This is a genomic window from Pseudomonas sp. LBUM1658 (assembly GCF_059716055.1).
Genome location: NZ_CP166798.1, coordinates 4,181,322 through 4,205,306, shown reverse-complemented (window position 1 = coordinate 4,205,306; position 23,985 = coordinate 4,181,322). Strand labels below are relative to the sequence as shown.

The window sequence follows — 23,985 nt, the reverse complement described above, 5'->3', positions numbered from 1 at the left end:
AAGAGGCGATGCAATGAACAACACGACCAAAGCCAGTAAAAGCGACAGCAGTGTCGATGCATGGGCAATTCTGTTTCTGATCGTCCTGGTGGTCTCGACCGCGGTGTACTGGGTCAGCCATCAATAAGTAACCCAGAGTCCGGGCCCTGATCCGACAATTTTCGGACAAAATGGAAATCAAGCGCAGGAGATGGCATTAAGCCAGTATTCTGCGCCGCTGATTTTCCGGGGCTCGGATGACTATATTGAAGTTTTTTTTGCGGTGTATTGCTGGCGTCAGGCGTGATTATCGGGCCGGATGCGCATGTAGCGTCGGTGCTGTTCCTGAATCCGGGGGCCAGACTGCTGGCGCATTGACCTGCGCTTCAGACGCCGGCCAGATGCAAGACCAGTTTCACAATGCCAAACAGCGCCAGCGCAAAAACCACCGTGAACACAATGCCCAGCACCACGAAATGACTGGGTTTGCCGTGGGTGAAATCCCGCTCGCGATTTTTCCCGCTTTGCACGCCAAATGCAGCGGCCACGATGCTGTGCAGCATCTGCCACAGGGTCGGCGGTTTGTTGTTGGCAGGGTCGGCCATAAAGCCCTCGACACAGGTTGGGTGCACAGAGCATAGCCAATTTGTGGCAATGGTGGTGACTGCAAAAAGATCGCAGCCTGCGGCAGCTCCTACGCGCCGACCGCATACATCCTCAATGTCGAGGGTGTACGTCAATCCACTGTAGGAGCTGCCGCAGGCTGCGATCTTTTGATCTTGATCTTGATCTTGACCTTAATTGTCATAACCCAGGTTAGGCGACAACCAGCGTTCGGTAACACTCAGGTCCTGGCCTTTGCGTGCGGTGTAACTCTGCACCTGATCCTTGTCGATCTTGCCCACGGCGAAATACTGCGCTTGCGGGTGGGCGAAGTACCAGCCACTGACCGCCGCTGCCGGGAACATTGCATAGTGTTCGGTGAGAAACACGCCGCTGCGGCCGGCCTTGAGTTCGCTGGCCTCTGGATCGAGCAGCTGGAACAAGGTGCCTTTCTCGGTGTGATCCGGGCACGCCGGGTAGCCTGGGGCAGGGCGGATGCCGGTGTATTGCTCTTTGATCAGCGCGTCGTTGTCGAGCTGTTCGTCCTTGGCGTAACCCCAGTAGTTTTTCCGCACCTGCTGGTGCAGCCACTCGGCGCAGGCCTCGGCCAGGCGGTCGGCCAGAGCCTTGACCATGATCGAGTTGTAGTCGTCGCCAGCGTCCTGATAAGCCTTGGCCACTTCTTCGGCGCCGATCCCGGCGGTGGTGATGAAGCCGCCGACATAGTCAGTGATGCCGCTCTCTTTCGGCGCAACGAAATCGGCCAGGGAGAAGTTCGGCTTGCCGTCGGTCTTGATGATCTGCTGGCGCAGGTGATGCAATTTGGCGATGGGCTTGCCGTCGTCGCCATAGACTTCCAGGTCATCGTCCTGCACCTGGTTGGCCGGCCAGAAGCCGAACACCGCGCGGGCGCTGATGAGTTTTTCGTCGATCAGCTTGGCGAGCATTTCCTGGGCGTCGGCAAACAGCGAGGTGGCTGCTTCACCGACCACTTCATCGGTGAGGATGCGCGGGTACTTGCCGGCCAGGTCCCAGGAGATGAAGAACGGCGTCCAGTCGATGTATTCGGCCAGCACCTTGAGATCGATGTTGTCCAAGACCTTGGCGCCAGTGAAAGTCGGCTTCACCGGCTGGTAGCCGCTCCAGTCGAACTGCGGCTTCTTGGCGATCGCCACCGGGTAGCTCAGGCGTTCGGTGCGGGCGCTGCGATTGGCGGTGCGCTCGCGGACTTCGATGTATTCCAGGCGGGTCTTCTCGACGAAGGCCGGTTTCAGTTCCTTGGACAGCAGCTGAGTGGCTACACCCACGGCACGGGAGGCGTCAGTGACGTAGATCACCGCATCGTTGCTGTACTTGGGCTCGATCTTCACCGCCGTGTGGGCCTTGGAAGTGGTCGCGCCGCCGATCATCAACGGCAGATAGAAGTTCTGCCGCTGCATTTCCCGGGCAACGTGGACCATCTCATCCAGGGACGGGGTGATCAGGCCGGACAGGCCGATGATGTCGCACTTCTGTTCCTTGGCGACCTGGAGGATTTTCTCCGCCGGCACCATGACCCCGAGGTCGACAATGTCGTAGCCGTTACAGCCCAGCACCACGCCGACGATATTCTTGCCGATGTCGTGCACGTCGCCCTTGACCGTGGCCATGAGGATCTTGCCCTTGGCTTCCGGTTTGTCGCCTTTTTCCAGCTCGATGAACGGGATCAGGTGGGCCACGGCCTGCTTCATTACGCGGGCGGATTTCACCACCTGCGGCAGGAACATTTTGCCGGCGCCGAACAGGTCGCCGACGATGTTCATGCCGGACATCAGTGGGCCTTCGATCACTTCGATCGGGCGGGCGAACGACAGCCGGGATTCTTCGGTGTCTTCAACAATGTGCGTAGTAATACCCTTGACCAGCGCATGCTCCAGACGCTTGTTGACCTCCCAGTTGCGCCACTCGCCGGTTTCGGCTTCCTTGACGCTGCCATCGCCCTTGTACTTGTCGGCAATCGCCAGCAGCGCATCGGTGCCGTTCGGGGTGCGGTTAAGCACCACGTCCTCGACGGCGTCACGCAGCTCGGCCGGGATCTGGTCGTAGATCTCCAGTTGGCCGGCGTTGACGATGCCCATGCTCAGGCCGTTGCGGATCGCATACAGCAGGAACACCGAGTGGATCGCCTCGCGCACCGGGTTGTTACCCCGGAACGAGAACGACACGTTGGACACGCCACCGCTGGTCAGCGCGTAGGGCAGGTGGTCGCGGATATAGGCGCAGGCATTGATGAAGTCGACCGCGTAGTTGTTGTGCTCTTCGATACCGGTGGCGATGGCGAAGATGTTCGGGTCGAAGATGATGTCTTCCGGCGGGAAGCCGACTTCGTTGACCAGAATGTCGTAGGAGCGTTTGCAGATTTCCTTCTTGCGCTTTTCGGTGTCGGCCTGGCCGGCTTCGTCGAAGGCCATCACCACCACTGCGGCACCGTAGCGCTTGCACAGTTTGGCGTGCTGGATGAACTGCTCGACACCTTCCTTCATGCTGATGGAGTTGACGATGCCCTTGCCCTGGATGCACTTGAGGCCGGCTTCGATCACTTCCCACTTCGAGGAGTCGATCATGATCGGTACGCGGGAGATATCCGGTTCACCGGCGATCAGATTGAGGAAGGTCACCATGGCCTTCTTCGAATCGAGCATGCCCTCGTCCATGTTGATGTCGATCACCTGTGCGCCGGCCTCGACCTGCTGCAGGGCGACTTCCAGGGCTTCGGTGTAGTTGTCTTCGCGGATCAGCCGGGCGAAACGCGCGGAACCGGTGATGTTGGTTCGCTCGCCGACGTTGACGAACAATGAATCGCGATTGATGGTGAACGGCTCCAGGCCCGACAGGCGGCAAGCCTTCGGGATGTCCGGAATCGGCCGCGGCGCGTAGTTGGCCACGGCTTTGGCGATGGCTTCGATGTGGGCGGGGGTGGTGCCGCAGCAGCCGCCGACGATGTTCAGGAAGCCGCTTTGGGCGAACTCTTCGATGACCTTGGCGGTTTCCGACGGCAGCTCATCGTATTCACCGAACTCGTTCGGCAGGCCGGCGTTCGGGTGCGCGGACACATAGGTGTTGGCCTTGTCCGACAGCTCTTCCAGATACGGGCGCAGCTCGCTGGCACCCAGGGCGCAGTTCAGACCGACGGAAATCGGCTTGGCGTGGCTGATGGAGTTCCAGAAGGCTTCGGTGGTCTGGCCGGAGAGGGTGCGGCCGGAAGCATCGGTGATGGTCCCGGAAATCATGATTGGCAGTTCGATCCCCAACTCTTCGAACACGCCTTGCACGGCGAAGATCGCTGCCTTGGCGTTCAAGGTGTCGAAGATGGTTTCGATCAGGATCAGGTCGGCGCCGCCTTCGATCAGGCCTTTGGTGGCTTCACTGTAGTTCTCCACCAGCTCGTCGAAGGTCACGTTACGGTAGCCAGGGTTATTCACATCCGGCGACAGCGAGCAGGTGCGACTGGTAGGGCCGAGCACCCCGGCGACGAAGCGCGGCTTGTCCGGGGTTTCCAACGTCTTGGCGTCGGCCACCTTGCGCGCCAGGCGCGCACCTTCTACGTTCAACTCGTAGACCAGCGCTTCCATGCCGTAATCGGCCTGGGACACCTGGGTGGCGTTGAAGGTGTTGGTTTCGAGAATGTCGGCACCGGCGTCCAGATACGCCTTCTCGATCGCCCCGATCACGTCCGGGCGGCTGAGAATCAACAGGTCGTTGTTGCCTTTGATGTCACTTGGCCAGTCGGCGAAGCGTTTACCACGGTAGTCCTGCTCCTCGAGCTTGTAGCTCTGGATCATCGTGCCCATACCGCCATCGAGAATCAGGATGCGCTCTTTGAGAGCTTGATGAAGGGCTTGAAGGCGAGCGCTGCGATCGGACATAGGACTACCTGGTAAGGCCAATACAAAGAGGCGCGATGATAGCAAACCTGTGCGCTTTTAGAGCATGGCAGGGTTTTGCATGAATATCGCTCATGTTGGTGGCGGGGCTGGGCCGATAGAATCGCGACGTTTTTTCTATCATCGGGACAGGGATATGCCGTATCGCGTGGTCATCAGCAGTGTACTGCTGCTTTTAAGTGGTGCCGTCACAGCGCAAGGTCCGACGCCGGCGGTTTCCTACGCCCGCGACATTCAACCGATCTTCACCGAAAAGTGCGTGGCCTGCCATGCCTGCAATGACGCCGCCTGTCAGCTCAACCTGGGCAGCGGGGAGGGCGCGGCACGGGGTGCGAGCAAAATCCCGGTCTATGACGGTGAACGCCGCCGGGCTTCAGCTCCGACGCGGCTGTTCTACGACGCCTTCGGCGAGCAAGGCCTGACCCCCAGCGCTAAAGAGGCGTTGCAGATTGCTCAGTGGGAAAACCTGCTCAATGCCCCAGGCAGCAGGGAAAGCCTGGTCGGCCGCTGGTTGTTCGAGCACTGGTTCCTTGCGCACATCTACTTCAAGGACGGCGAGCCGGGGCATTTCTTCCAATGGGTGCGCTCGCGTACGCCGCCGGGGCAGCGATCGAGCTGATCGCCAGCCGCCGCCCGAATGACGACCCGGGGACCCGGGTCTATTACCGCTTATGGCCGGTGCAAGGGGTAATCGTGCACAAGACTCACATCACCTACCCCTTGAGCGCGGCGAAAATGGCGAGGATCAAAACCCTGTTTTACAGTGGTAGCTGGCAGGTCAGCGCATTGCCGGGCTACGGGCCGGAGCGCCGGGCCAATCCGTTCGAGACCTTCCAGGCGATCCCGGCTCAGGCGCGGTATCAGTTCATGCTCGATAACGCCGAATATTTCGTGCGAACCTTTATCCGCGGTCCGGTCTGCCGTGGGCAGATTGCCACCGACGTCATTCGCGACAACTTCTGGGCGCTGTTCCAGGCGCCGGAACACGACCTCTACATCACCGACCCCAACTACCGTGGCCAGGCAACGCCATTGCTGGCCATGCCGGGACAGAACGACGACGTCGGCAGCGTCCTGAGCCTGTGGCACGGCTATCGCGACAAGCGCAACGAATACGAAGCCTTGCGCCGGGACAGCTACGCCGATGCGCCGGCACCGAGCTGGTCGACCCTGTGGGCGGGCAATGACAACGCGCTGCTGAGCATTTTTCGGCACTTCGACAGCGCCTCGGTGAGCAAGGGCTTGATCGGTGAAGTGCCGCAAACCCTGTGGCTGTTCGACTATCCGTTGCTGGAGCGCACCTATTACCAGTTGGCGGTCAATTTCGATGTGTTCGGCAACGTTTCCCACCAGGCGCAGACCCGTCTGTACTTTGACCTGATCCGCAACGGCGCCGAGCAGAACTTCCTGCGTCTGATGCCGGCCGACTCCCGGGATGCCTACCTCGACGATTGGTACCAGAACAGCGGCAAGTTCAAGATGTGGCTGGCCTATGAGTCCATCGATAACGACCAGCCCACGGCATTGAATCTGGATGAGCAGGATCCGAAGCGGGACTTCGTCAATCAATTGCTGATTCGCTACGGTGACTTGAACGCCAGGCCCGACCCGATCAACCGCTGCGGCGGGGCTTATTGCTCGCGGCCGAACATCGATCCGGCCCTGCAGGAAGCCGAACAGGCCTTGAGCCAGCTGGCTTCGCACCCGGCCGCCGGGCTCAGGGTGGTCGACCAGCTGCCGGAAGCCACGGTGCTGCGCATCGAGAGTCAAAGCGGCAAACGCGAGGTCTACAGCCTGCTGCGCAATCGCGCCCACAGCAACGTGGCGTTCATGCTCGGCGAATCCCTGCGTTATCAGCCGGGGCTGGATACCGTCACAATTTATCCGGGGGTGCTGAGCAGCTATCCGAACTTTATCTTCAACATTCCAGCCGGGCAGGTGCCTGATTTTGTTGCACGGATGGAGCAGGTCAGGGACGCCGGCGGGTTCGAGAAAATCGTCGAGCGTTGGGGGATTCGTCGCAGTCATCCGCAGTTCTGGCAATATTTCCATGACCTGAGCCAGTACATGCGTGAAACCGAGCCGGTGGAGGCGGGGGTGCTGGACATGAATCGCTACGAAAATCTGTAAGCGCTATGCCGGCCGTCATCGGGGATGACCGGTACTTTCCCGACATAAATACTAGGACTTTGTCCGGCGCGATGATTGGCGTAAACTGCGTCCAAGCCTGTGAGGAGTCTCCATGACCGCCATAACCATTACCGACGCCGCCCACGATTATCTGGCTGATCTGCTATCCAAGCAGAACACCCCGGGGATTGGCATCCGCGTTTTTATCACCCAGCCGGGCACCCAGTATGCCGAAACCTGCATTGCCTATTGCAAGCCGGGTGAGGAAAAACCGGAAGATACCGCGCTGGGGCTCAAAAGCTTCACCGCTTATATCGATTCCTTCAGCGAAGCCTTCCTTGACGATGCCGTGGTTGATTACGCCACCGATCGCATGGGTGGCCAGTTGACCATCAAGGCGCCAAACGCCAAAGTGCCGATGGTCAACGCTGACAGCCCGATCAACGAGCGCATCAGCTATTACCTGCAAACCGAAATCAACCCGGGGCTGGCCAGCCACGGTGGTCAGGTCAGCCTGATCGAGGTGGTTGAAGACGGTATCGCCGTGCTGAAGTTCGGTGGCGGTTGCCAGGGTTGCGGCCAGGCCGATGTCACCCTGCGTGAAGGCATCGAGCGCACGCTGCTCGAGCGCATTCCCGAGCTCAAGGGTGTACGTGACGTCACCGACCACACGCAGAAAGAAAACGCCTACTACTAAGGCGTTCGCTGCAAACAGAAAAAACGGCTGTGGCGAGGGGGCTTGCCCCCGCTGGGGTGCGAAGCAGCCCTAAAATCTGCGACCGCGATTTGTCAGGTAAAACGCGTGCCTCTGGTTACGACTGCTACGCAGCCGAGCGGGGGCAAGCCCCCTCGCCACAGGTTCTGCGCTCACTCGGGCAATGGCTTATGGTCTGTACAAATGCGCATGCCCTGCACGATACAACGACGACTCACTGAAATTGTCACTGCCCAGCACCCGGCCCACCAGAATCAGCGCCGTACGGCGAAATCCCTTGGCCTGAACCTTTTGCGCGATATCTGCCAGCGTCCCCACCACCCAATCCTGATCCGGCCAGGTGGCGCGATGAATCACTGCGATCGGGCAGTCCGACCCATAGTGCGGAAGCAGCTCGGCGATGATTTTTTCCAGGTGGTTGACCCCCAGATGAATCGCCATGGTCGCCCCGTGCTGCGCCAGGTTGGCGAGTTCCTCTCCGGCCGGCATCGCGGTTTTGTCGGCATACCGGGTCAGAATCACGCTCTGGGACACATCCGGCAGCGTCAGCTCCGCACCCAGCAGCGCCGCGCAGGCGGCCGTGGCGGTCACGCCGGGGACGATTTCGAAGGGAATATTCAGCTCGCGCAAGTATCGAATCTGCTCGCCAATCGCGCCGTACAGGCTCGGATCACCGGAATGCACCCGAGCCACGTCCTGGCCTCTGCCATGGGCGGTCTTGATCAGTTCAATGATTTGTTCCAAGTGCAACTCGGCGCTGTTGACCACCTGTTCGGCCTGGTGGCCATCCAGCACGGCTGTCGGCACCAGCGAGCCGGCATAGATGATCAGCGGGCAGCTGCGGATCAGCCGCTGGCCTTTGACGGTGATCAGTTCCGGGTCGCCGGGACCTGCGCCGATAAAGTAGACGGTCATGCCGGTCTCCTGTGCAAAGTCGTGGCGGCAATGCTTCAGATGAAGATTGCTCATGATCGAGGGCGGGGATTATCGGGGATTTTACGCGCCGGAGGCTAATGCCAGGGTTGCCTGGCCGTATTTTTGCCGCAGGATCAGCAGCCTGGCCGGGGTTTGCGCCAGTTGTTCGGCCAGTGCCAGGGCCGCGCTTTCAGCCACGCCGTAGCAGCCGGTGCGCTCGAAGGCTATCTCTGAGTGATGGCTGAGGTGTGGCTCAAAACTGGCGAGTTGCGTGCTACTGAACAGCGTCAGCGGCAGTGCCAGTTGCTCGGCCAGTTCGAGCAGGCCAGGCTCATCGCGTTTCAAGTCGATACTGGCCAAGGCCCGGATCGCTCGAAGCTCGATGTTATGGGCCTGCAACGCCTGGTCGAGCAACGCCCGCAGTGTGCTGGCGGGGCAACCACGCTGGCAGCCCAGTCCGACCACCAGGGTCGGCGCTGTGCTGATCGGCGTCATGAGTGTTACTGACCTGCGCCGTTGCGGCGGAACAACCAGGCGCTGATCAGGCCAAGGGCCAGCCAGAACGCCGCGTTGGTCAACTGCGAGGCGATTTTGAATTGGGCTTCGAGCGCTTCCGGGGCGAGCATCGAATGCACTTCGGGCTGTGGTGCGCCAATGATGTGCGGCACGGCCAGAGTCGCCACGCCGAGGATCTTCAGCGCCCAATGTTTGCCGAACACGATCAGCGCGATGCCGACGGCGGTGGACGCCGCGGTACCGACCCACCAGATCTGCCGTTGCGCCAGGTCGGCCGCGGCAGTACCCGGCAGCTCGGGCGGCAGGCCCAGAGTCGGCGCCAGGCAGAAGGTCGCGTAACCGGCCAGACCCCAGAGCAAGCCCTGAGAGGTACGGCTCGGTGTGCGCAAGGTGTAGAGACCGGCGAGCATCAGGGCGAAACCGACCGCCACCACCAAATTGCCACCGGTGGTCGACAGCACGCGCTGCCAGCCGTCTTCCGGCTGCCAGGCTTCGGCGTCATGGGTGTGAGCGGCGACCGCGCCTTCAGCATGTTCGTGAACTTCGGCAGCCGGGGCATTTTCATAGGTTTCCGCCTGGAGAATCAGCGGCGCGACCCAGAAGCTTTGCAGCAGGGTCAGCAACAAGGCCGCGAGCAGACCGGTGAAACCTGCGGTTTGCGCAATACGCTTGATCATGTCGGCAGGTCTCAGTGGCACGGAAAGGCGGAGCTGTGACGGGTGTCGTGGGCGGCATTGTGCACCGCTTCTATGTGCGAGAAGCCGGCGAAATACACCAGGCACGCGCCGAGAATCGATGCGCCGATAGCGGCAATCAGGCGTTGGCTGAGGGTGGTTGTGGTGCTGCTGGTGCCTGCGTGGCGGGTGCTGCTGATGATCGACATGGCGCTTCCCTCTGGTGTGTCAGTGGGTGATTCGAGCGCAGGAAAACCCCGCGAGACAGGCCCGCAGAGGTTCAAACAGCGCCCGCCCACCGCGGGTTTGTTATTCAGTATTGCGGGCCGGTCTCCGGGCTCGCGAGGGGCTGGGCTTGCGCCCGAGCCTGCAAGAATCACCTTCCCATGCCGAACTGCTGGCACAGTGGATCTGACTCTTCGCTCGCTTACCGTTGCGGGGGCAGCACCGGACTGATCAAGGCTTGAGTAAAGCACATGACTCACCGGTTTCCCGTTTCACCCTGTGAAGGGCACCCGTAACAAGGCGTGTAGGAGAGCATGGGCGGGGGCTGGGAGTCAATTGGCAAGGGTTCTCAACTGAAGATTGCGCAGGTCCCTGTGGCGAGGGGGCTTGCCCCCGTTCGAGCGCGAAGCGGTCGCAATTGGGTTTACTCGTACTACCTGATGAATCGTGGTTGCAGATTTTACGACTGCTGCGCAGCCGAGCGGGAGCAAGCTCCCTCGCCACAGGTGACCGCAATAGCCGATGAACATTGACCCGCCCTCAAGCGATGCGTAGCCTTGCGCTTTCGAGGTTCTTCGGCACTCAAACCGAAGCTAAGAAGGGAACGCGGTCAATGCCGCGGCTGCCCCCGCAACTGTGAACGGTCAGGTTTTCTGCCATGCCACTGCGCCATCTATCCAGAGGCGCGGGAAGGCGCAGAACTCGCCAGTCGAAAGACTGGCACACCGTCAGCCAGGAGACCTGCCTCGTCCCAGATTCTCACTACAACCGGGCGGGGTGATCCGGTGGCGAAATCTTCCGCGCTTGTGCGCGCGGTCAAGTCGTCCCGTATGCCCGCCACCTTGCCAAAGGGCATCCGATGAAAACACTGGCCAAACTTCCCGTCACCATCGTTACCGGCTTCCTCGGCTCGGGCAAAACCACTTTGCTGCGGCACATGCTCGACAACGCCCAGGGCCGGCGCATCGCAGTGATCGTCAACGAATTTGGCGAGCTGGGTATCGACGGCGAAATCCTCAAGCAGTGCTCCATCGGTTGCACTGAAGAAGAAGCCAGCGGCCGGGTCTATGAACTGGCCAACGGTTGCCTGTGCTGCACGGTCCAGGAAGAGTTCTTCCCGGTGATGCGCGAGTTGGTTGCCCGTCGCGCTGACCTGGACCACATCCTCATTGAAACCTCCGGCCTGGCCCTGCCAAAACCCCTGGTACAAGCCTTCCAGTGGCCGGAAATCCGTAGCGCCTGCACCGTCGATGCGGTGATCACCGTAGTCGACAGCCCGGCCGTGGCCGCTGGCACCTTCGCCGCGTTCCCGGACCAGGTGGATGCCCAGCGCAAGCTCGATCCGAACCTGGACCACGAGTCGCCGCTGCATGAGCTGTTCGCTGACCAACTGGCCAGTGCCGACCTGGTAATCCTCAACAAGGCCGATTTGATCAGCCCTGAAGACCTTGCCCGTGTGCGCCTGGAAGTCGCCGAAGAACTGCCGCCAGCGGTCAAAGTCATCGAAGCCAGCAGCGGTCGGGTGCCACTGGATGTTTTGATCGGCTTGGGCGCCGGCTCCGAAGAACACATCGACAGCCGTCACAGCCACCACGACCATCACCACGGCGACGCTGATGGTGAAGGGCATGATGACCATGACCACGACGCTTTCGATTCCATCTCCATCGAACTGCCGCAAGCCGACGAAAGCCTGCTGCTCGACGCCCTGACACAACTGGTGGTCGAGCACGGCATCCTGCGGGTCAAGGGCTTCGCCGCGGTTCCGGGTAAGCCGATGCGCCTGCTGATTCAGGGCGTGGGCACGCGCTTTGACAAACACTTCGACCGCGCCTGGCGCGCCGAAGAATCCCGTGCGACCCACCTGGTGCTGATCGGACAGCAACTGGACGCAGCCCTGATCGAAGCGCAATTGCGCGCCGCCCTCAGCGTCTGACCCATGCATCTGCTCAGGACCCAGCCGGGCGGTTTCGTCTCGGATGACAACATTGCCGACCTTGGCCAAACCCCCGCCGAGCTGGTGATCCTGTGCAGCGGCGATTCCAGCCTGGCACTGCTCGCCGAAGCCGCGCAGCAGTTGCCGGAGGATTATCCGAGCCTGCGCCTTGCCAACCCGATGCAGGTGCAGAATCACGCCTCGGTCGACCTGTATGTCGACGAAGTACTGCGTCACGCAAAAATCATCCTGATCTCGCTGCATGGCGGAATCGGCTATTGGCGGTACGGCGTGGAGCGGCTGGTGCAGCTGGCCGAGCAGGGTGTGCAACTGATTCTGGTGCCGGGCGATGATCGCCCCGACCCTGAGTTGAGCGACCTGAGCACGGTGGCCGTCGAAGACCGCGATCGGCTTTGGCACTACTTGCGCCAAGGCGGTATGGGCAATGCGCTGGACCTGTATCGCTGCCTGGCCAGTCGCTGGCTGGGCCGCGATTACCCCTGGGCCGAACCACAAGTCCTGCCGCGCACGGCGATTTACCATCCGCTCAAAAGCCCCGCCGCACTCAGCGACTGGCAAACTGATTGGCGCGCCGATCAGCCGGTGGCGGCGGTGTTGTTTTATCGCTCGCACTTGCAGGCGGCCAACACCGCGTTCATCGATGTGTTCTGCCAGCGTTTGCAGGCAGCGGGGCTCAACCCGTTGCCGATTGCGCTGGCCAGTCTGAAGGAGCCCGGCTGCCTGACGGTAGTCGAGGACTTGCTGGATGAAGTCTCAGCCTCGGTGATTTTGAACACTACCGGCTTTGCCCAGTCCAGCCCCGAAGCCCCGCACCTGCGACCGTTCCGCCGCAATATTCCGGTGATCCAGGCGATCTGCGCCCAGGACAACGAGCCCGGCTGGCGCGCCAGTGAGCAGGGCCTCGGGCCGCGGGACCTGGCGATGCATATCGCCTTGCCGGAACTGGACGGACGGATCATCAGTCGGCCCATCAGCTTCAAGGACCTGGCCTGGCGCAGCGAGCGCAGCCAGTCGGATGTGGTTTGCTACCGCGCTGCACCTGCGCGCATGGACTTCGTCGCCGAACTGGCGCGGCGCTGGATCGAGCTGGCGCGGGTGCCGAACAGCGAAAAGCGCATCGCGCTGATCCTCGCCAATTACCCGACCCGCGATGGCCGGATCGGCAATGGGGTCGGTCTCGACACCCCGGCTGCCGCACTGAATATCCTGCGGGCGCTGCATGCCGAAGGCTACCCGCTACCGGCTGAGCTGCCGGAAAGTGGCACGGCGCTGATTCAGCAATTGCTCGGTGGGGTCAGCAATGACCTGGAGACCATCGACCAGCGGCCGTGCCAGCAAAGCCTGGCGCTGGACGCTTATTACGCAATGTTCAACACCTTGCCCGAAACCAATCGCAACGCAGTGCTGGAGCGTTGGGGCGCGCCTGACAGCGACCCGATGTTCCGTGGCGGGCGGATGATGATCGCCGGTCTGCGCTTTGGCCTTACCTTCGTAGGTATCCAGCCTGCGCGGGGCTATCAGGTCGACCCGAGCGCGGTCTATCACGACCCGGACCTGGTGCCGCCCCATGGCTATCTGGCGTTCTATTTCTGGCTGCGGCAAACCTACGGCGCCCACGGGGTGATCCACGTCGGCAAGCACGGCAACCTCGAATGGCTACCGGGCAAGGGCGTCGGCCTTTCGGAAAACTGCTGGCCGGACGCGCTGCTCGGCCCGTTGCCGAATATCTATCCGTTTATCGTCAACGACCCGGGCGAGGGCGCTCAGGCCAAGCGGCGCACCCAGGCGGTGATCATCGATCACCTGATGCCGCCGCTGAGCCGCGCCGAAACCTACGGCCCGCTGCGCGATCTTGAGTTGCTGGCCGACGAGTATTACGAAGCCCAGCTGCTGGATCCGCGCCGCGCCCAGGAGTTGCAGCGTGACATCCTGAAACTGGTACGCGATACCCACATCGATCGCGAACTGCAGCTGGACGAACAACTCGACAGCGACGCCGATGCGGCGATCTGGCTGCCGCGCCTCGACACCTATTTGTGCGACCTGAAAGAATCGCAGATCCGCGACGGTCTGCATGTGTTCGGAGAATCCCCTGTCGGCCGGCTGCGGATCGATACGCTGCTGGCGTTGTTGCGCATTCCCCGTGGCGATGGACGCGGCGCCCAGTCGAGTGTGCTGCGGGCCCTGGCCAAGGCTTTCGAACTGGGCTTCGATCCGCTGGATTGTGCCCTGGCCGAGCCCTGGACCGGGCCGCGGCCGGTTGAGCTGCAAGCACTCAGTGACGAGCTTTGGCGCAGCGCTGGCGACAGTCGCGAACGACTTGAGTTGTTTGCCGCGCAGTTGATCGAGCGGGCATTAAGCGCGGATATCGACCTATTGAATACACCTGGCTGGAGCGAAGTGAAGGCGATCATCGATAGCCTGCGCGAAGTCGTTGCGCCGCGTCTGGACGCTTGCGGCCCGGCAGAAATGCGCGGCCTGCTGGATGCCCTGAGCGGTCGTTTCGTCCCTGCCGGGCCCAGTGGTGCGCCAAGTCGCGGGCGGCTCGACGTGCTGCCCACCGGACGCAACTTCTTCTCGGTGGATGTGCGCAACCTGCCGACCACCACCGCCTGGCGCATCGGTTTTCAATCGGCCAACCTGATCCTCGAGCGGCATTTGCAGGATCACGGCGACCATCTGCGTCAGCTCGGGCTTTCGGTCTGGGGCACCGCGACCATGCGCACCGGCGGCGACGACATCGCCCAGGCCATGGGATTGATGGGGGTGCGCCCGGTGTGGGCTACCGGCAGCCAGCGGGTCGACGATTTCGAAATCCTGCCGCTGAGCCTGCTTGACCGGCCACGGGTGGATGTCACCCTGCGGGTCTCCGGGTTTTTCCGCGATGCTTTCGCCAACCTGATTCGCTTGTTCGATGCCGCGGTGCAGGCCGTGGCCGCGCTGGACGAGCCGGATGACATGAACCCGCTGGCGGCCAAGGTTCGCAGCGAACGTGAAGCGCTGATGTTGTCCGGACTGGATGAAGAGGCCGCGGCACGTCAGGCCGGCTGGCGAATATTCGGCGCCAAACCCGGTGCTTATGGCGCAGGTGTGCAGGGCGCCATCGACGGTCGTCTGTGGCAAAGCCGCGAGGACCTGGCCGAGGTCTACCTGAACTGGGGTGGCTATGCCTATGGCGGCTCCGATGAAGGCACCGCGGCGCGCGAGCAGTTCGCTCAGCGTTTGAGCCAGGTTCAGGCCGTTCTGCAAAACCAGGACAACCGTGAGCATGACCTGCTCGATTCAAACGACTATTACCAATTCCAGGGCGGCATGCTCGCCGCCGTGGAAAGCCTCAGCGGTGAACAAACCGCCAGCTACCATGGCGACCACAGTCAGCCCGACCTGCCGAAGATCCGCACCTTGAAGGAAGAGCTGAACCGGGTGATCCGTTCCCGCGCCGCCAATCCCAAGTGGATCGAGGGGGTCAAGCGCCATGGCTATAAAGGTGCTTTCGAACTGGCGGCAACCGTGGATAATCTGTTCGCCTTCGACGCCACCACGCAGTTGATCGACGATCATCAGTACGCCTTGCTGGCCGATGCCTATTTGCTCGATCCGGCGACCCGTGAATTCGTCCGGCAGCATAACCCCCACGCCTTGCGCGACATGACCGAACGCCTGCTCGAAGCCCAGCAGCGCGGGATGTGGAGCGAACCGGGCGAGTACCGCGAGGCGCTGGAGAATCTGTTGCTGGATATTGAAGAAGACACCTGATGCGGTAAACCTGTGGCGAGGGGGCTTGCCCCCGTTCGGCTGCGTAGCAGTCGTAGACTCAGGCAGCTCGGTGTATCTGAAAAATTTAGGGGGCCGCTTCGCGACCCAGCGGGGGCAAGCCCCCTCGCCACAGGTGTGAAGTTTGCCTGTGATATGTACTGATTGCCCCCGACCATGATGAGAAAACCGAATATGAGCCACGCCCCACATTTCCCCCTCTGCGCCGTGGTCGGCGCCGACGCCCTGAAGCTCGCGCTGTGCCTCACTGCCATCGATCCGAAGATCGGCGGGGTGCTGATCGAAGGTCCGCGGGGCATGGCCAAGTCGACCCTGGCCCGAGGTCTGGCGGATCTGTTGGCCAGTGGGCAATTCGTCACTCTACCGCTGGGCGCCACTGAAGAGCGGCTGGTGGGCACCCTGGACCTGGACGCGGCACTTGGCGAAGGTCGCGCGCAGTTTTCCCCGGGTGTGCTGGCCAAGGCCGACGGTGGCGTGCTCTACGTCGATGAAGTGAACCTGCTGCCCGACCATCTGGTTGACCTGCTGCTGGACGTCGCTGCCAGCGGCACCAACCTGATCGAGCGAGACGGCATTTCCCATCAGCATTCGGCGCGTTTCGTGCTGATTGGCACCATGAACCCGGAAGAGGGCGAACTGCGCCCGCAATTGCTCGACCGCTTCGGGCTGAACGTCGCCTTGAGCGGCCAGACGCCACCCACCGAACGTGGCCAGATCATCCGTCGGCGGCTGGACTTCGACAGCGATCCACAGGCGTTCTGCGCACAGTGGGAGAGCCCGCAGCAGGCCCTGCGCGAACGTTGCCAGCAGGCGCGCTCGACCCTGGCCAGCATTCCTCTCGACGACCAGGCCCTGGCGCAGATCACCGAGCGCTGCTTTGCTGCCGGCGTCGACGGCATGCGCGCCGACCTGGTCTGGCTGCGTGCTGCTCGGGCCCATGCCGCATGGCGTGGTGCTCCAGCGATTGGCGAAGAGGATATCGACGCGGTGGCGGAGTTCGCCCTGCGTCATCGTCGCCGTGAACAGTCGCCACCCGCGCCAAACCAGGCCAGCGCGCCACAGCCTCCATCAACACAAAATCCCGACCCCGGCGAAGGCCAGGGTCAATGGGGCGAAATGCCCGCCCAGGCGTTGCCGGTCGGTGCGCGACGTGAAGTTCCGAGCTGGCCAAAAAAGTCCTAGGCATTCGCCCCCGATCCGACGCGGGGGCGGATGCCAAACCCCGCGCGGGACGGTTGCAAAATGGCCGGCAGGGCCAGAGCCGCACAGCACAAAGCGGCTCGATCAACTGGCCCGGCACCTTGCTCAATGGCCGTCCGCGCCAGCGCGAAGACCTGTTGTACCGCCTGCGCAGTCGTTCGCCCCAAGAGCTGTGGCTGGTGATAGTCGATGCGTCGGCCTCGACTCGCCGCCATCAGGCCCTGAGCGACGCCAAAGGGTTGTTGGCACAGCTGTTCGATGACGCTTACCGGCGCCGGGCACGGCTGGCGTTGTTGACTGCCAGCGGTCACTCGCCGCAATGGCAGGTACAAGGCTTGAAAGCCTCGAATGGTCTGCGCGGCTGGCTCGATGCGCTCGGCGCCGGGGGTGGCACGCCGCTGCTGGCGGCCCTGGATGAGGCAGTCCGCTGGCTGGGGTTCAGGCAAAAGCGTTTTCCAGCGGAGCAGCAGCGCCTGTTGCTGCTGACCGATGGCCGGTTAAAAAGCTGGCCGGCGCTGCCGACGCTCAATTGCCCGGGATTGCTGGTGGACATCGAAAGAGGCCCGATCCGCCTCGGTCGGGCCAAGGAACTGGCCAGCGGACTGCAAGCGCAGTATCGACATATCGATACCCTGTAACGGCTTGTCGCGTATTGCCGCGCGTCGAGGCTGGAGTCTGCAAGCGATCTGCTCGTATGCTGCCGGCTTCGCGAATCACAGGAGTGAAGCATGCGCGTACTGGTCAGCAATCTTAAGGACGATTTTCGCGTCAAGGCCTATGCCGGCACCAACGGCGTGTTGCTCGCCATGGACCTGGCCGAGTCCCGCCGCGCCGGGCTGCTGGGCTTTGCCATCGAGAAGCAGCAAGGGCGCAAGCCCTGGATGTTTCTGTTCAACAGCCTGACCTTTCCCGGCAAGGCCCATACCTTCCCTCAATACAACGCCACACCGAGCAATATCGCGCCGCTGCAGAAGTTTCGCTGGGCCGACTATGCGATCAACCCGGGCACTCGCAGCCAGTACCGGGTGTATCTGGTCTATGGCAGCGCCGATGACCCACAGCTGGGAGAATGCCTCGAGGTCGCGGTGCTCACCGATAATGGCTCGCCCCAGGGCCAACGGGTAATTTTCAACCGTGCAGTGGCCGCCAGCCAGGCGTTCTCGCGAAAATTCACCGAGCTCGACGCACTGCTCGGCACCAACAAGAACCTGCCGATCGAAGCCTGGCCCGACGCACCGCGCCAGTGGCTGGAAAACGGTTTGCTGGATCAGGTCCTGGGGTTTATCGAGCGCGCCGTAGACGGGCAGTGGGCACTGGATATCGCCATCTACGAGTACCAGTTGCAGGCGATCGTCGATGCGGTCAACGCCGCCTTCAGTCGTGGGGTCCAGGTGCGGGTGCTGTATCACGCCAAACGGGGCGACAAAGACACTGCGATCAACGAAGCGAGCCTGGCGCAGATCCCGGCGTCGAACAAGCGCGGACGGGTCACCAGCCGGATCTTCCATAACAAGTTCATGGTCCTGAGCAAACTCGACGCCACCGGCCGGCACCAGCCGCAGGCGGTGTTGAGTGGCAGCACCAACTTCACCGCCAACGGCATCTACCGCCAGGCGAACGTGGTGCATGTGCTGGACCACAGTGCTCCGGCCACCCACTATTGGCAGGTCTTCGAGCAGATCTGGGCGGCTCCGGGCGATGTCGCCGCGACCCGCAAATGGCTCACCGAGAACAATCCGATGCAGGCGGAGCAGGCGTTGTTTGCCGGTTTCTCGCCGCGCTCGGGGCAGGGTGATCTGCAAGCGTTCGTCGAAATCATCAATGCGACCAGGAAAGACCTGCTGTTTGCCACCGCCTTCGCGCTGCCGGAAAGCATTCTCGATGCCTTGCTCGGCCAGCCTCACGACCAGGTGTTGCGATATGGCTTGCAGAACAAGGCCAGCCGCATCAGCGGTTACCACGCCGATCGCACGGCCGAGTTCACTGCCACGGCCCTGTTGAACAACGGTCTGGAGGGTTGGCTCAAGGAAGGCCTGAAGGGCCAGAAGGGCAACCTGCTGGTGCATACCAAGGCGGTGGTCTGCGACTTCACCAGTGATGCCCCGGTGATCATCAGCGGCAGCCACAACCTCAGCGCGAGTGCCAGCAGCGGCAATGACGAAAACTTCCTGATCATGCGCGGCGATACCGATCTGGCCGATCGTTACGGGCTGGAGCTATTGCGCTTCTACGAGCATTACCGGTTTCGTTACTACGTGAAAAAGCTCGCGTTGAAACAGGTGCGGCCGCTGTCCATGGACAATGGCTGGAGCGACGACTATTACCGCCCGGGTGATTTGCGAATGATGTCGAGGTTGCGTTTCTCCGGGCGTTGAAGGCGCCCGGTGATCTGTGGCGAGGGAGCAAGCTTCCTCGCCACAGGGATTGAGGACTCACTCTCAACTCTGATCAATACACCCATCCCCAAACGCCTGATAACGCAAAATCCGTGTCACCCCCGAACTGTCCACGTAGACCATTTCCCGTGGCCCGATGCCGCAATAGCTGTTGTCCGACATACTGATGATTCTTGCAACATCCAGCTGCATGGAATAACGGTAATCCTCGACTACCGGCTGTTTGCCGTCATCGGTCGAAGCGGCCAATGCCGTACCGCTCAAGGTGATCAAAGCCAGGGCGAACAAGGTGCTTTTCATGATGAGCTCCCGTAAGTGGCTACTGAAGGATTTCAGTAACCGTACGACGAGCCCCGTGGTGATTTATTCCACGCTCAAGGACACCGTTCGAAGTTGTGGAATCGGATTGCGCATCAGCGTGCCAACCACCAGCGCGCCCAGCAGCGCCAGGACACCGGCGACCCATAGCACCAGACTGAAACCACCGACAAAGGCCTGGCGAGCCAGCGGTTCGACCACCTGTCGTGCCGATTCGGGTAACTCGCTCAAGGCTGCCGACATGTCACCGGCGACCACCCGCGAGGCGATGCTTTGCGCTTGTCCGAGCCATTGCGCCGCCTCGACCTTCAGGCTGCCTTGCAACAGTTGTTCGGTATGGCTGCTGAGCAGCGCGCCAAACACCCCGATGGTCAGCACGATCGCACTGAAGCGCATAGTGGTGCTCATGCCCGAGGCCATGCCGACACGATCGCGCGGCACGCAGGCCATGATGTTCTTCTGGGTATCGCCATTGAGCAGCCCGGCACCGGCCCCGGTCACGGCAATCGCCAGGGCGAAGTTCAAGTAGCCACCGCTGGTGACCGCCCAGGCGCTGAGCAGATTGCCAGCCCCCACCAGGGTCAAACCGGCGGCCATCAGCGTCGCCGGGGCGAAGCGGCTTGCCAGACGTGCGCCGATGCGTGGGCAAATCAACATGGTCAGCGCAAACGGCAACATGCCCAGCCCGGAGGCGATTGCCGAAAAGCCCAAACCGTTCTGCAGGTAAAACGGCAGCAAGGTCATCATTACCTGGGCGCAACCGGCATAAGCGAACATCCCCAACAGCGCACCGATAAAACGCGGATGACGGAACAGCTGTAGATCGACCATGGGCCGTTGTTGCAGGCGTTCGATCACCACGAATAGACCGAGCAGCAGCGCGCCACCCAACAGGCGGGAATAGGTCAGCGGGTTGCTCCAGCCGATCCGGTTAGCTTCAATCAACCCCCAGATCAGGCACAGCAGGCTGGCGCTGAAGGCCAGGCTGCCCCAAGGATCGAGACGGGCGGCCTGGGTGTCCCGAGACTCCGGCACCGCGCGCCAGACCATGGCCATCAACAGCAGCCCCACCGGCAGGTTGAGGTAAAAAATCCAGCGCCAGCCCATGAATTCGGTGATCAGCCCACCGACGGTCGGCGCGGCGGTCATCGCCACTCCCATGCAGGCGCCCCAGAACGCCCAGGCCTTGGCCCGTTCCACTTCATCGTGAAAGATGTGGCCGATCGAGGCCAGTGCCGAGGTCAGCAGCAGCGCCGCGCCGACCCCTTTGACTGCGCGTGCGATGTCGAGAAACAAGGCATTCGGTGCCGCGCCGCAACCGATGGAGGCAAGGATGAAAATGCTCAGGCCCCAGAGCAGGGTTTTCTTGCGCCCGAAGCGGTCGGCGATACTCCCGGCCGGCAGCAGCAGCGCGGCGAAAGCCAGCATGTAGGCACTGACCACCCATTCGATATCGGCGAAGTTGGCTCCCAGGTCGCGGGCGATACTCGGCAGGGTGACGGCGACGATATTGGTGTCGAGCACGATCAGCGAGCAAACCCCGGAAGCGGTCAATAGCGTAAGGCGTGGGCTGACGCGATTCATGGCGTCACCCGGCCTGGGGTTGCCTTGCAGGCAATGTCTGCCACGTTGGCGCCGACAAGGGCTGATTTCAAACGGGTCAGCAACAGAGCAAGGGGTTTGACGCGCATGGCATAGGCTCTCTACTGTGAAGTCTCACCAGACTATCCCAGTCACTTCGGTGCTTTGTTAGCTGAAGACCAGCATTTCATTACCTTTGAGCTAATGCCGCTATGGAAATACGTCATTTCCGCTACTTCCTGGCCGTTGCCCGGCAGCGCAACTTCACCCGCGCCGCCGAGCAATTGGGCATCGCGCCGCCAACCTTGACCCGGCAGATCCAGGATATGGAAGCCGCCCTGGGCACCCGACTGTTCCTGCGCCAGCACCGTGAGGTCAGCCTGACCGAGGCCGGTGCCGCCCTGGTAATCGAGGCCGAGGCCACCGTGCGGCAGTTTGAGTTTGCTCAGCTCAATGCCCAGCGTGCCGGGCGCGGTGAGATTGGCCATATCGAATTGGGGTACGTGGCCTCGGCGGTGTACTCGGGCTTGTTGCAAAAACAGGTTCAGGGTTTTAGCCGTGTTTACCCGGATATCAGTCTGAGTGTGCGGGAAAGTCCGATGGCAGCCTTGCCGGGACTGGTTGCCGAGGGGCGTTTCGACATCGGCTATATTCGCTCGCCCATGACCTTGCCCGAGGCGCTGGAAGCGATCCGCCTGAATGCCGAAGGCTTCGTTCTGGCATTGCCGAGCGAGTCCTGGTTGAGCCGCTTGGCGGACATCACGCCTGAGCACTTGCAGGATCAAACCTTCATTCTCCCCGAACAAATCAGCGGCACCTTGCAGGTCGCCGCCCAAGGTGGCTATGCGCCAAAACTGGGGCCGCAACCAGGCGGGTTGGTGGCGGTGATCGCGCTGGTGTCATTGGGGCAGGGTGTCGCCGTGGTACCCGAGTCGGTGGTCGGGCACGTCAGTTTGCCGAATGTGCTGTACCGGGCGATCAAGGGCAGCGAGGCCTGTTCCTGGCTGTCGTTGATCCACCGCCGCTTCGAAAAGGCTCCGGCGGTTGTGCGTTATATCGAGCAGGTCAAAGATCGGTTTCCAATAGATAAATGATGTGTGGCCCGGAAAAGATCTTTTTGCACCCTAAACAGATTTTGTAATGATTTCGCGCTGTAGGAATTCTCGCTTCTGGCTGTACCCTCCAAGTCCGTTTTTTTCTCAGGACTTGCATGAACACCCTTTTGGAGCCTCCCAGTCGTCCCTGCGTCTGGACACTCAATCTTCCTTTCGCTCGATACCCCTCACGCCAATCGGCCACTCTGAGGCTGTGCGGACAAGCTAAACATCCCGTCTTTCGACTCTCTTCGGCCCGTACCCCCGGGCAGCCAGATTTTATTACCTTTCGCCGACCTTCAGGTCGTGCCTTGCCGTGCCCGGCATTCTGAATTCATTAAAGAGATCGACTGGTTTTTATGGAATGGATAGCTGACCCCACGGCCTGGCTTGGCCTGTTGACCCTGATTGTGCTGGAACTGGTGCTGGGCATCGACAACCTGGTGTTTATTGCGATCCTGGCGGACAAGTTGCCGCCCGAGCAGCGTGACCGCGCGCGGATCATCGGCCTGTCCCTGGCGTTACTGATGCGCCTGGGCCTGCTGGCCAGTATTTCCTGGCTGGTGACACTGACCCAGCCGCTGTTCGAGGTATTCGACAAGAGCTTCTCCGGCCGCGACCTGATCATGCTGTTCGGTGGTGTGTTCCTGCTGTTCAAGGCGACCATGGAATTGCATGAGCGACTCGAAGGCCACGTCAGCCAGCGCGCCGGCAATGCGGCGTACGCGATGTTTTGGCCAATCGTTGCGCAGATCGTTGTACTCGACGCGGTGTTCTCGCTCGATGCGGTGATTACTTCGGTGGGTATGGTCGAAGAACTGGCGGTGATGATGATCGCGGTGATCATTTCCATCGGCCTGATGATTGTCGCGAGCAAACCGTTGACCCGGTTCGTCAACGAGCACCCGACAGTGATCATGCTGTGTCTGGGCTTCCTGATGATGATCGGTTTCGCCCTGACAGCTGAAGGTCTGGGCTTCCACATCCCCAAAGGCTACCTGTACGCGGCCATCGGTTTCTCGATCCTGATCGAGGTGTTCAACCAGATTGCCCGGGCCCGGCGCAAGAAGTCCATGCAAGGCCTGCGGCCGATGCGCGAGCGCACCGCTCATGCGGTGATGCGCTTGCTCGGCGGCCGCAAGCTGGCGGCAGAGGAGGTCGGTGAGGAAATTGCCGATATGCTCGAAGGCGGTGAGGGTGCCAGTGGGGAGCTGTTCGATCGTCGCGAGCGGGTAATGATCAGCGGCGTGCTGCAATTGGCCGAGCGGCCGATCCGCAGCTTGATGACGGCGCGGGCCGAGGTCGACCATCTGGATCTGGCCGACAGCGCCGAAACCATCCGCACCACGCTGATGCACTCGTCCTATTCACGTTTGCCGCTGATTCGCGGCGGCGCGGTGGATGAGCCACTGGGTTTCGTGCACAAAAAGGAACTGCTCAAGGAATACCTGGCCGGTGAAGAGCCGAACCTCGAGCACCTGGCGCGCAAGACCATCAACCTGCTGGACAACTATTCGATCCTCAATGCCCTGGAACAGATGCGCAAAGCCTCGACCCACATCGCCTTTGTGGTCAACGAATTCGGCGACTTCATGGGCGTACTGACCATGACCGACATCCTCGAATCCATCGCCGGTGAGCTGCCTGACGCCAGCGAGATCGAAGGCCCGGACATAGTCGAAGAGTCGGGCGGGTTCATGGTCAACGGCGCGCTTAACCTGGCGCGAATTGGCCAGCGAACCGGCTTCAAGGCCGCAGCGACCGAGGACTACCAGACCTTGGCCGGAATGGTGATGAGCCTGCTGGATCGCCTGCCGATGATCGGCGACAGCCTCGAATGGGAGACCTGGCGCATGACCGTGGTGGCGGTCGAGGAACGGCGGGTTACGCGGGTGTTGTTGGTCCGTGCAGAGGAAGAGCTCATCGGCGCCTGACAGACCGCTATCGCGAGCAAGCCCGCTCCCACAGGTTCCGAGTCGAACGCA

Annotated in this window: 16 protein-coding genes, 1 pseudogene and 2 riboswitches; of the genes and pseudogenes, 9 read left to right on the top strand and 8 right to left on the bottom strand. The window is 61.6% G+C overall.

Translation table 11 applies throughout. The features are described from left to right. Positions 1-365: 365 nt before the first annotated feature. Together ACA064_RS19250 and metH are read right to left on the bottom strand one after the other, a co-directional pair. Entirely contained in the window at positions 366-584 is a 219-nt protein-coding gene (locus tag ACA064_RS19250) for a DUF2970 domain-containing protein (RefSeq protein WP_497669538.1), read from the bottom strand. 192 nt (positions 585-776) lie between these two features. Then, a complete protein-coding gene (gene metH, locus ACA064_RS19245) occupies positions 777-4,487 on the bottom strand; it encodes a methionine synthase (protein ID WP_497669537.1) in 3,711 nt (1,236 codons plus the stop codon). Between the two features lie 154 nt (positions 4,488-4,641). On the opposite strand from metH, the pseudogene ACA064_RS19240 reads away from it, so the two are divergent. Beyond that, positions 4,642-6,635, top strand: a pseudogene (locus tag ACA064_RS19240) (fatty acid cis/trans isomerase). 112 nt (positions 6,636-6,747) lie between these two features. Then, complete coding sequence (gene nfuA, locus ACA064_RS19235) at positions 6,748-7,332, top strand: Fe-S biogenesis protein NfuA (RefSeq protein WP_497669536.1); 585 nt, start codon at positions 6,748-6,750, stop codon at positions 7,330-7,332. 186 nt (positions 7,333-7,518) lie between these two features. On the opposite strand, the gene cobM is transcribed toward nfuA, so the two are convergent. From cobM to ACA064_RS19215, 4 genes are all read right to left on the bottom strand, one after another. Beyond that, complete coding sequence (gene cobM, locus ACA064_RS19230) at positions 7,519-8,265, bottom strand: precorrin-4 C(11)-methyltransferase (RefSeq protein ID WP_497669535.1); 747 nt, start codon at positions 8,263-8,265, stop codon at positions 7,519-7,521. 81 nt (positions 8,266-8,346) lie between these two features. Then, positions 8,347-8,760 carry a cobalamin biosynthesis protein gene (locus ACA064_RS19225; protein ID WP_497669534.1) on the bottom strand — a complete coding sequence of 138 codons (414 nt, stop codon included), beginning with the start codon at positions 8,758-8,760 and terminating at the stop codon, positions 8,347-8,349. A gap of 5 nt (positions 8,761-8,765) precedes the next feature. After that, positions 8,766-9,458, bottom strand: coding sequence for a CbtA family protein (locus tag ACA064_RS19220; protein WP_497669533.1), 693 nt, complete (start codon positions 9,456-9,458; stop codon positions 8,766-8,768). A gap of 11 nt (positions 9,459-9,469) precedes the next feature. Next, positions 9,470-9,664, bottom strand: a complete 195-nt coding sequence (locus ACA064_RS19215) for a CbtB domain-containing protein (protein WP_497669532.1) — start codon at positions 9,662-9,664, stop codon at positions 9,470-9,472. Positions 9,665-9,762: 98 nt separating this feature from the next. Beyond that, a riboswitch (cobalamin riboswitch) is annotated at positions 9,763-9,989 on the bottom strand. A gap of 242 nt (positions 9,990-10,231) precedes the next feature. Beyond that, positions 10,232-10,443, top strand: a riboswitch (cobalamin riboswitch). A 96-nt stretch (positions 10,444-10,539) separates the two neighbouring features. On the opposite strand from ACA064_RS19215, the gene cobW reads away from it, so the two are divergent. The 5 genes from cobW to ACA064_RS19190 all read left to right on the top strand — a co-directional run bounded on the left by cobW (position 10,540) and on the right by ACA064_RS19190 (position 18,986). Continuing rightward, entirely contained in the window at positions 10,540-11,616 is a 1,077-nt protein-coding gene (gene cobW / locus ACA064_RS19210; RefSeq protein WP_497669531.1) for a cobalamin biosynthesis protein CobW, read from the top strand. A gap of 3 nt (positions 11,617-11,619) precedes the next feature. Beyond that, complete coding sequence (gene cobN / locus ACA064_RS19205) at positions 11,620-15,393, top strand: cobaltochelatase subunit CobN (RefSeq protein ID WP_497669530.1); 3,774 nt, start codon at positions 11,620-11,622, stop codon at positions 15,391-15,393. A gap of 192 nt (positions 15,394-15,585) precedes the next feature. Next, positions 15,586-16,593 carry a magnesium chelatase ATPase subunit I gene (locus tag ACA064_RS19200; RefSeq protein ID WP_497669529.1) on the top strand — a complete coding sequence of 336 codons (1,008 nt, stop codon included), beginning with the start codon at positions 15,586-15,588 and terminating at the stop codon, positions 16,591-16,593. A gap of 53 nt (positions 16,594-16,646) precedes the next feature. Beyond that, positions 16,647-17,249, top strand: coding sequence for a vWA domain-containing protein (locus ACA064_RS19195; protein ID WP_497669528.1), 603 nt, complete (start codon positions 16,647-16,649; stop codon positions 17,247-17,249). Between the two features lie 90 nt (positions 17,250-17,339). Further along, complete coding sequence (locus tag ACA064_RS19190; RefSeq protein WP_497669527.1) at positions 17,340-18,986, top strand: phospholipase D-like domain-containing protein; 1,647 nt, start codon at positions 17,340-17,342, stop codon at positions 18,984-18,986. Positions 18,987-19,049: 63 nt separating this feature from the next. Here the strand turns inward: ACA064_RS19190 and ACA064_RS19185 are convergent, their stop codons facing one another. Next, positions 19,050-19,307, bottom strand: coding sequence for a DUF2790 domain-containing protein (locus ACA064_RS19185; RefSeq protein ID WP_497669526.1), 258 nt, complete (start codon positions 19,305-19,307; stop codon positions 19,050-19,052). A 63-nt stretch (positions 19,308-19,370) separates the two neighbouring features. After that, the gene (locus tag ACA064_RS19180) at positions 19,371-20,909 is read right to left on the bottom strand and encodes an MFS transporter (protein WP_497669525.1); all 1,539 of its coding nucleotides are present in this window, start codon (positions 20,907-20,909) and stop codon (positions 19,371-19,373) included. A gap of 209 nt (positions 20,910-21,118) precedes the next feature. Between ACA064_RS19180 and ACA064_RS19175 the strand changes: the two genes are divergently transcribed. Together ACA064_RS19175 and ACA064_RS19170 are read left to right on the top strand one after the other, a co-directional pair. Further along, positions 21,119-22,000, top strand: a complete 882-nt coding sequence (locus ACA064_RS19175) for a LysR family transcriptional regulator (protein WP_497669524.1) — start codon at positions 21,119-21,121, stop codon at positions 21,998-22,000. 359 nt (positions 22,001-22,359) lie between these two features. Continuing rightward, positions 22,360-23,934: a TerC family protein gene (locus tag ACA064_RS19170; RefSeq protein WP_497669523.1), complete on the top strand. Its 1,575-nt coding sequence runs from the start codon at positions 22,360-22,362 to the stop codon at positions 23,932-23,934. Positions 23,935-23,985 lie beyond the last annotated feature (51 nt).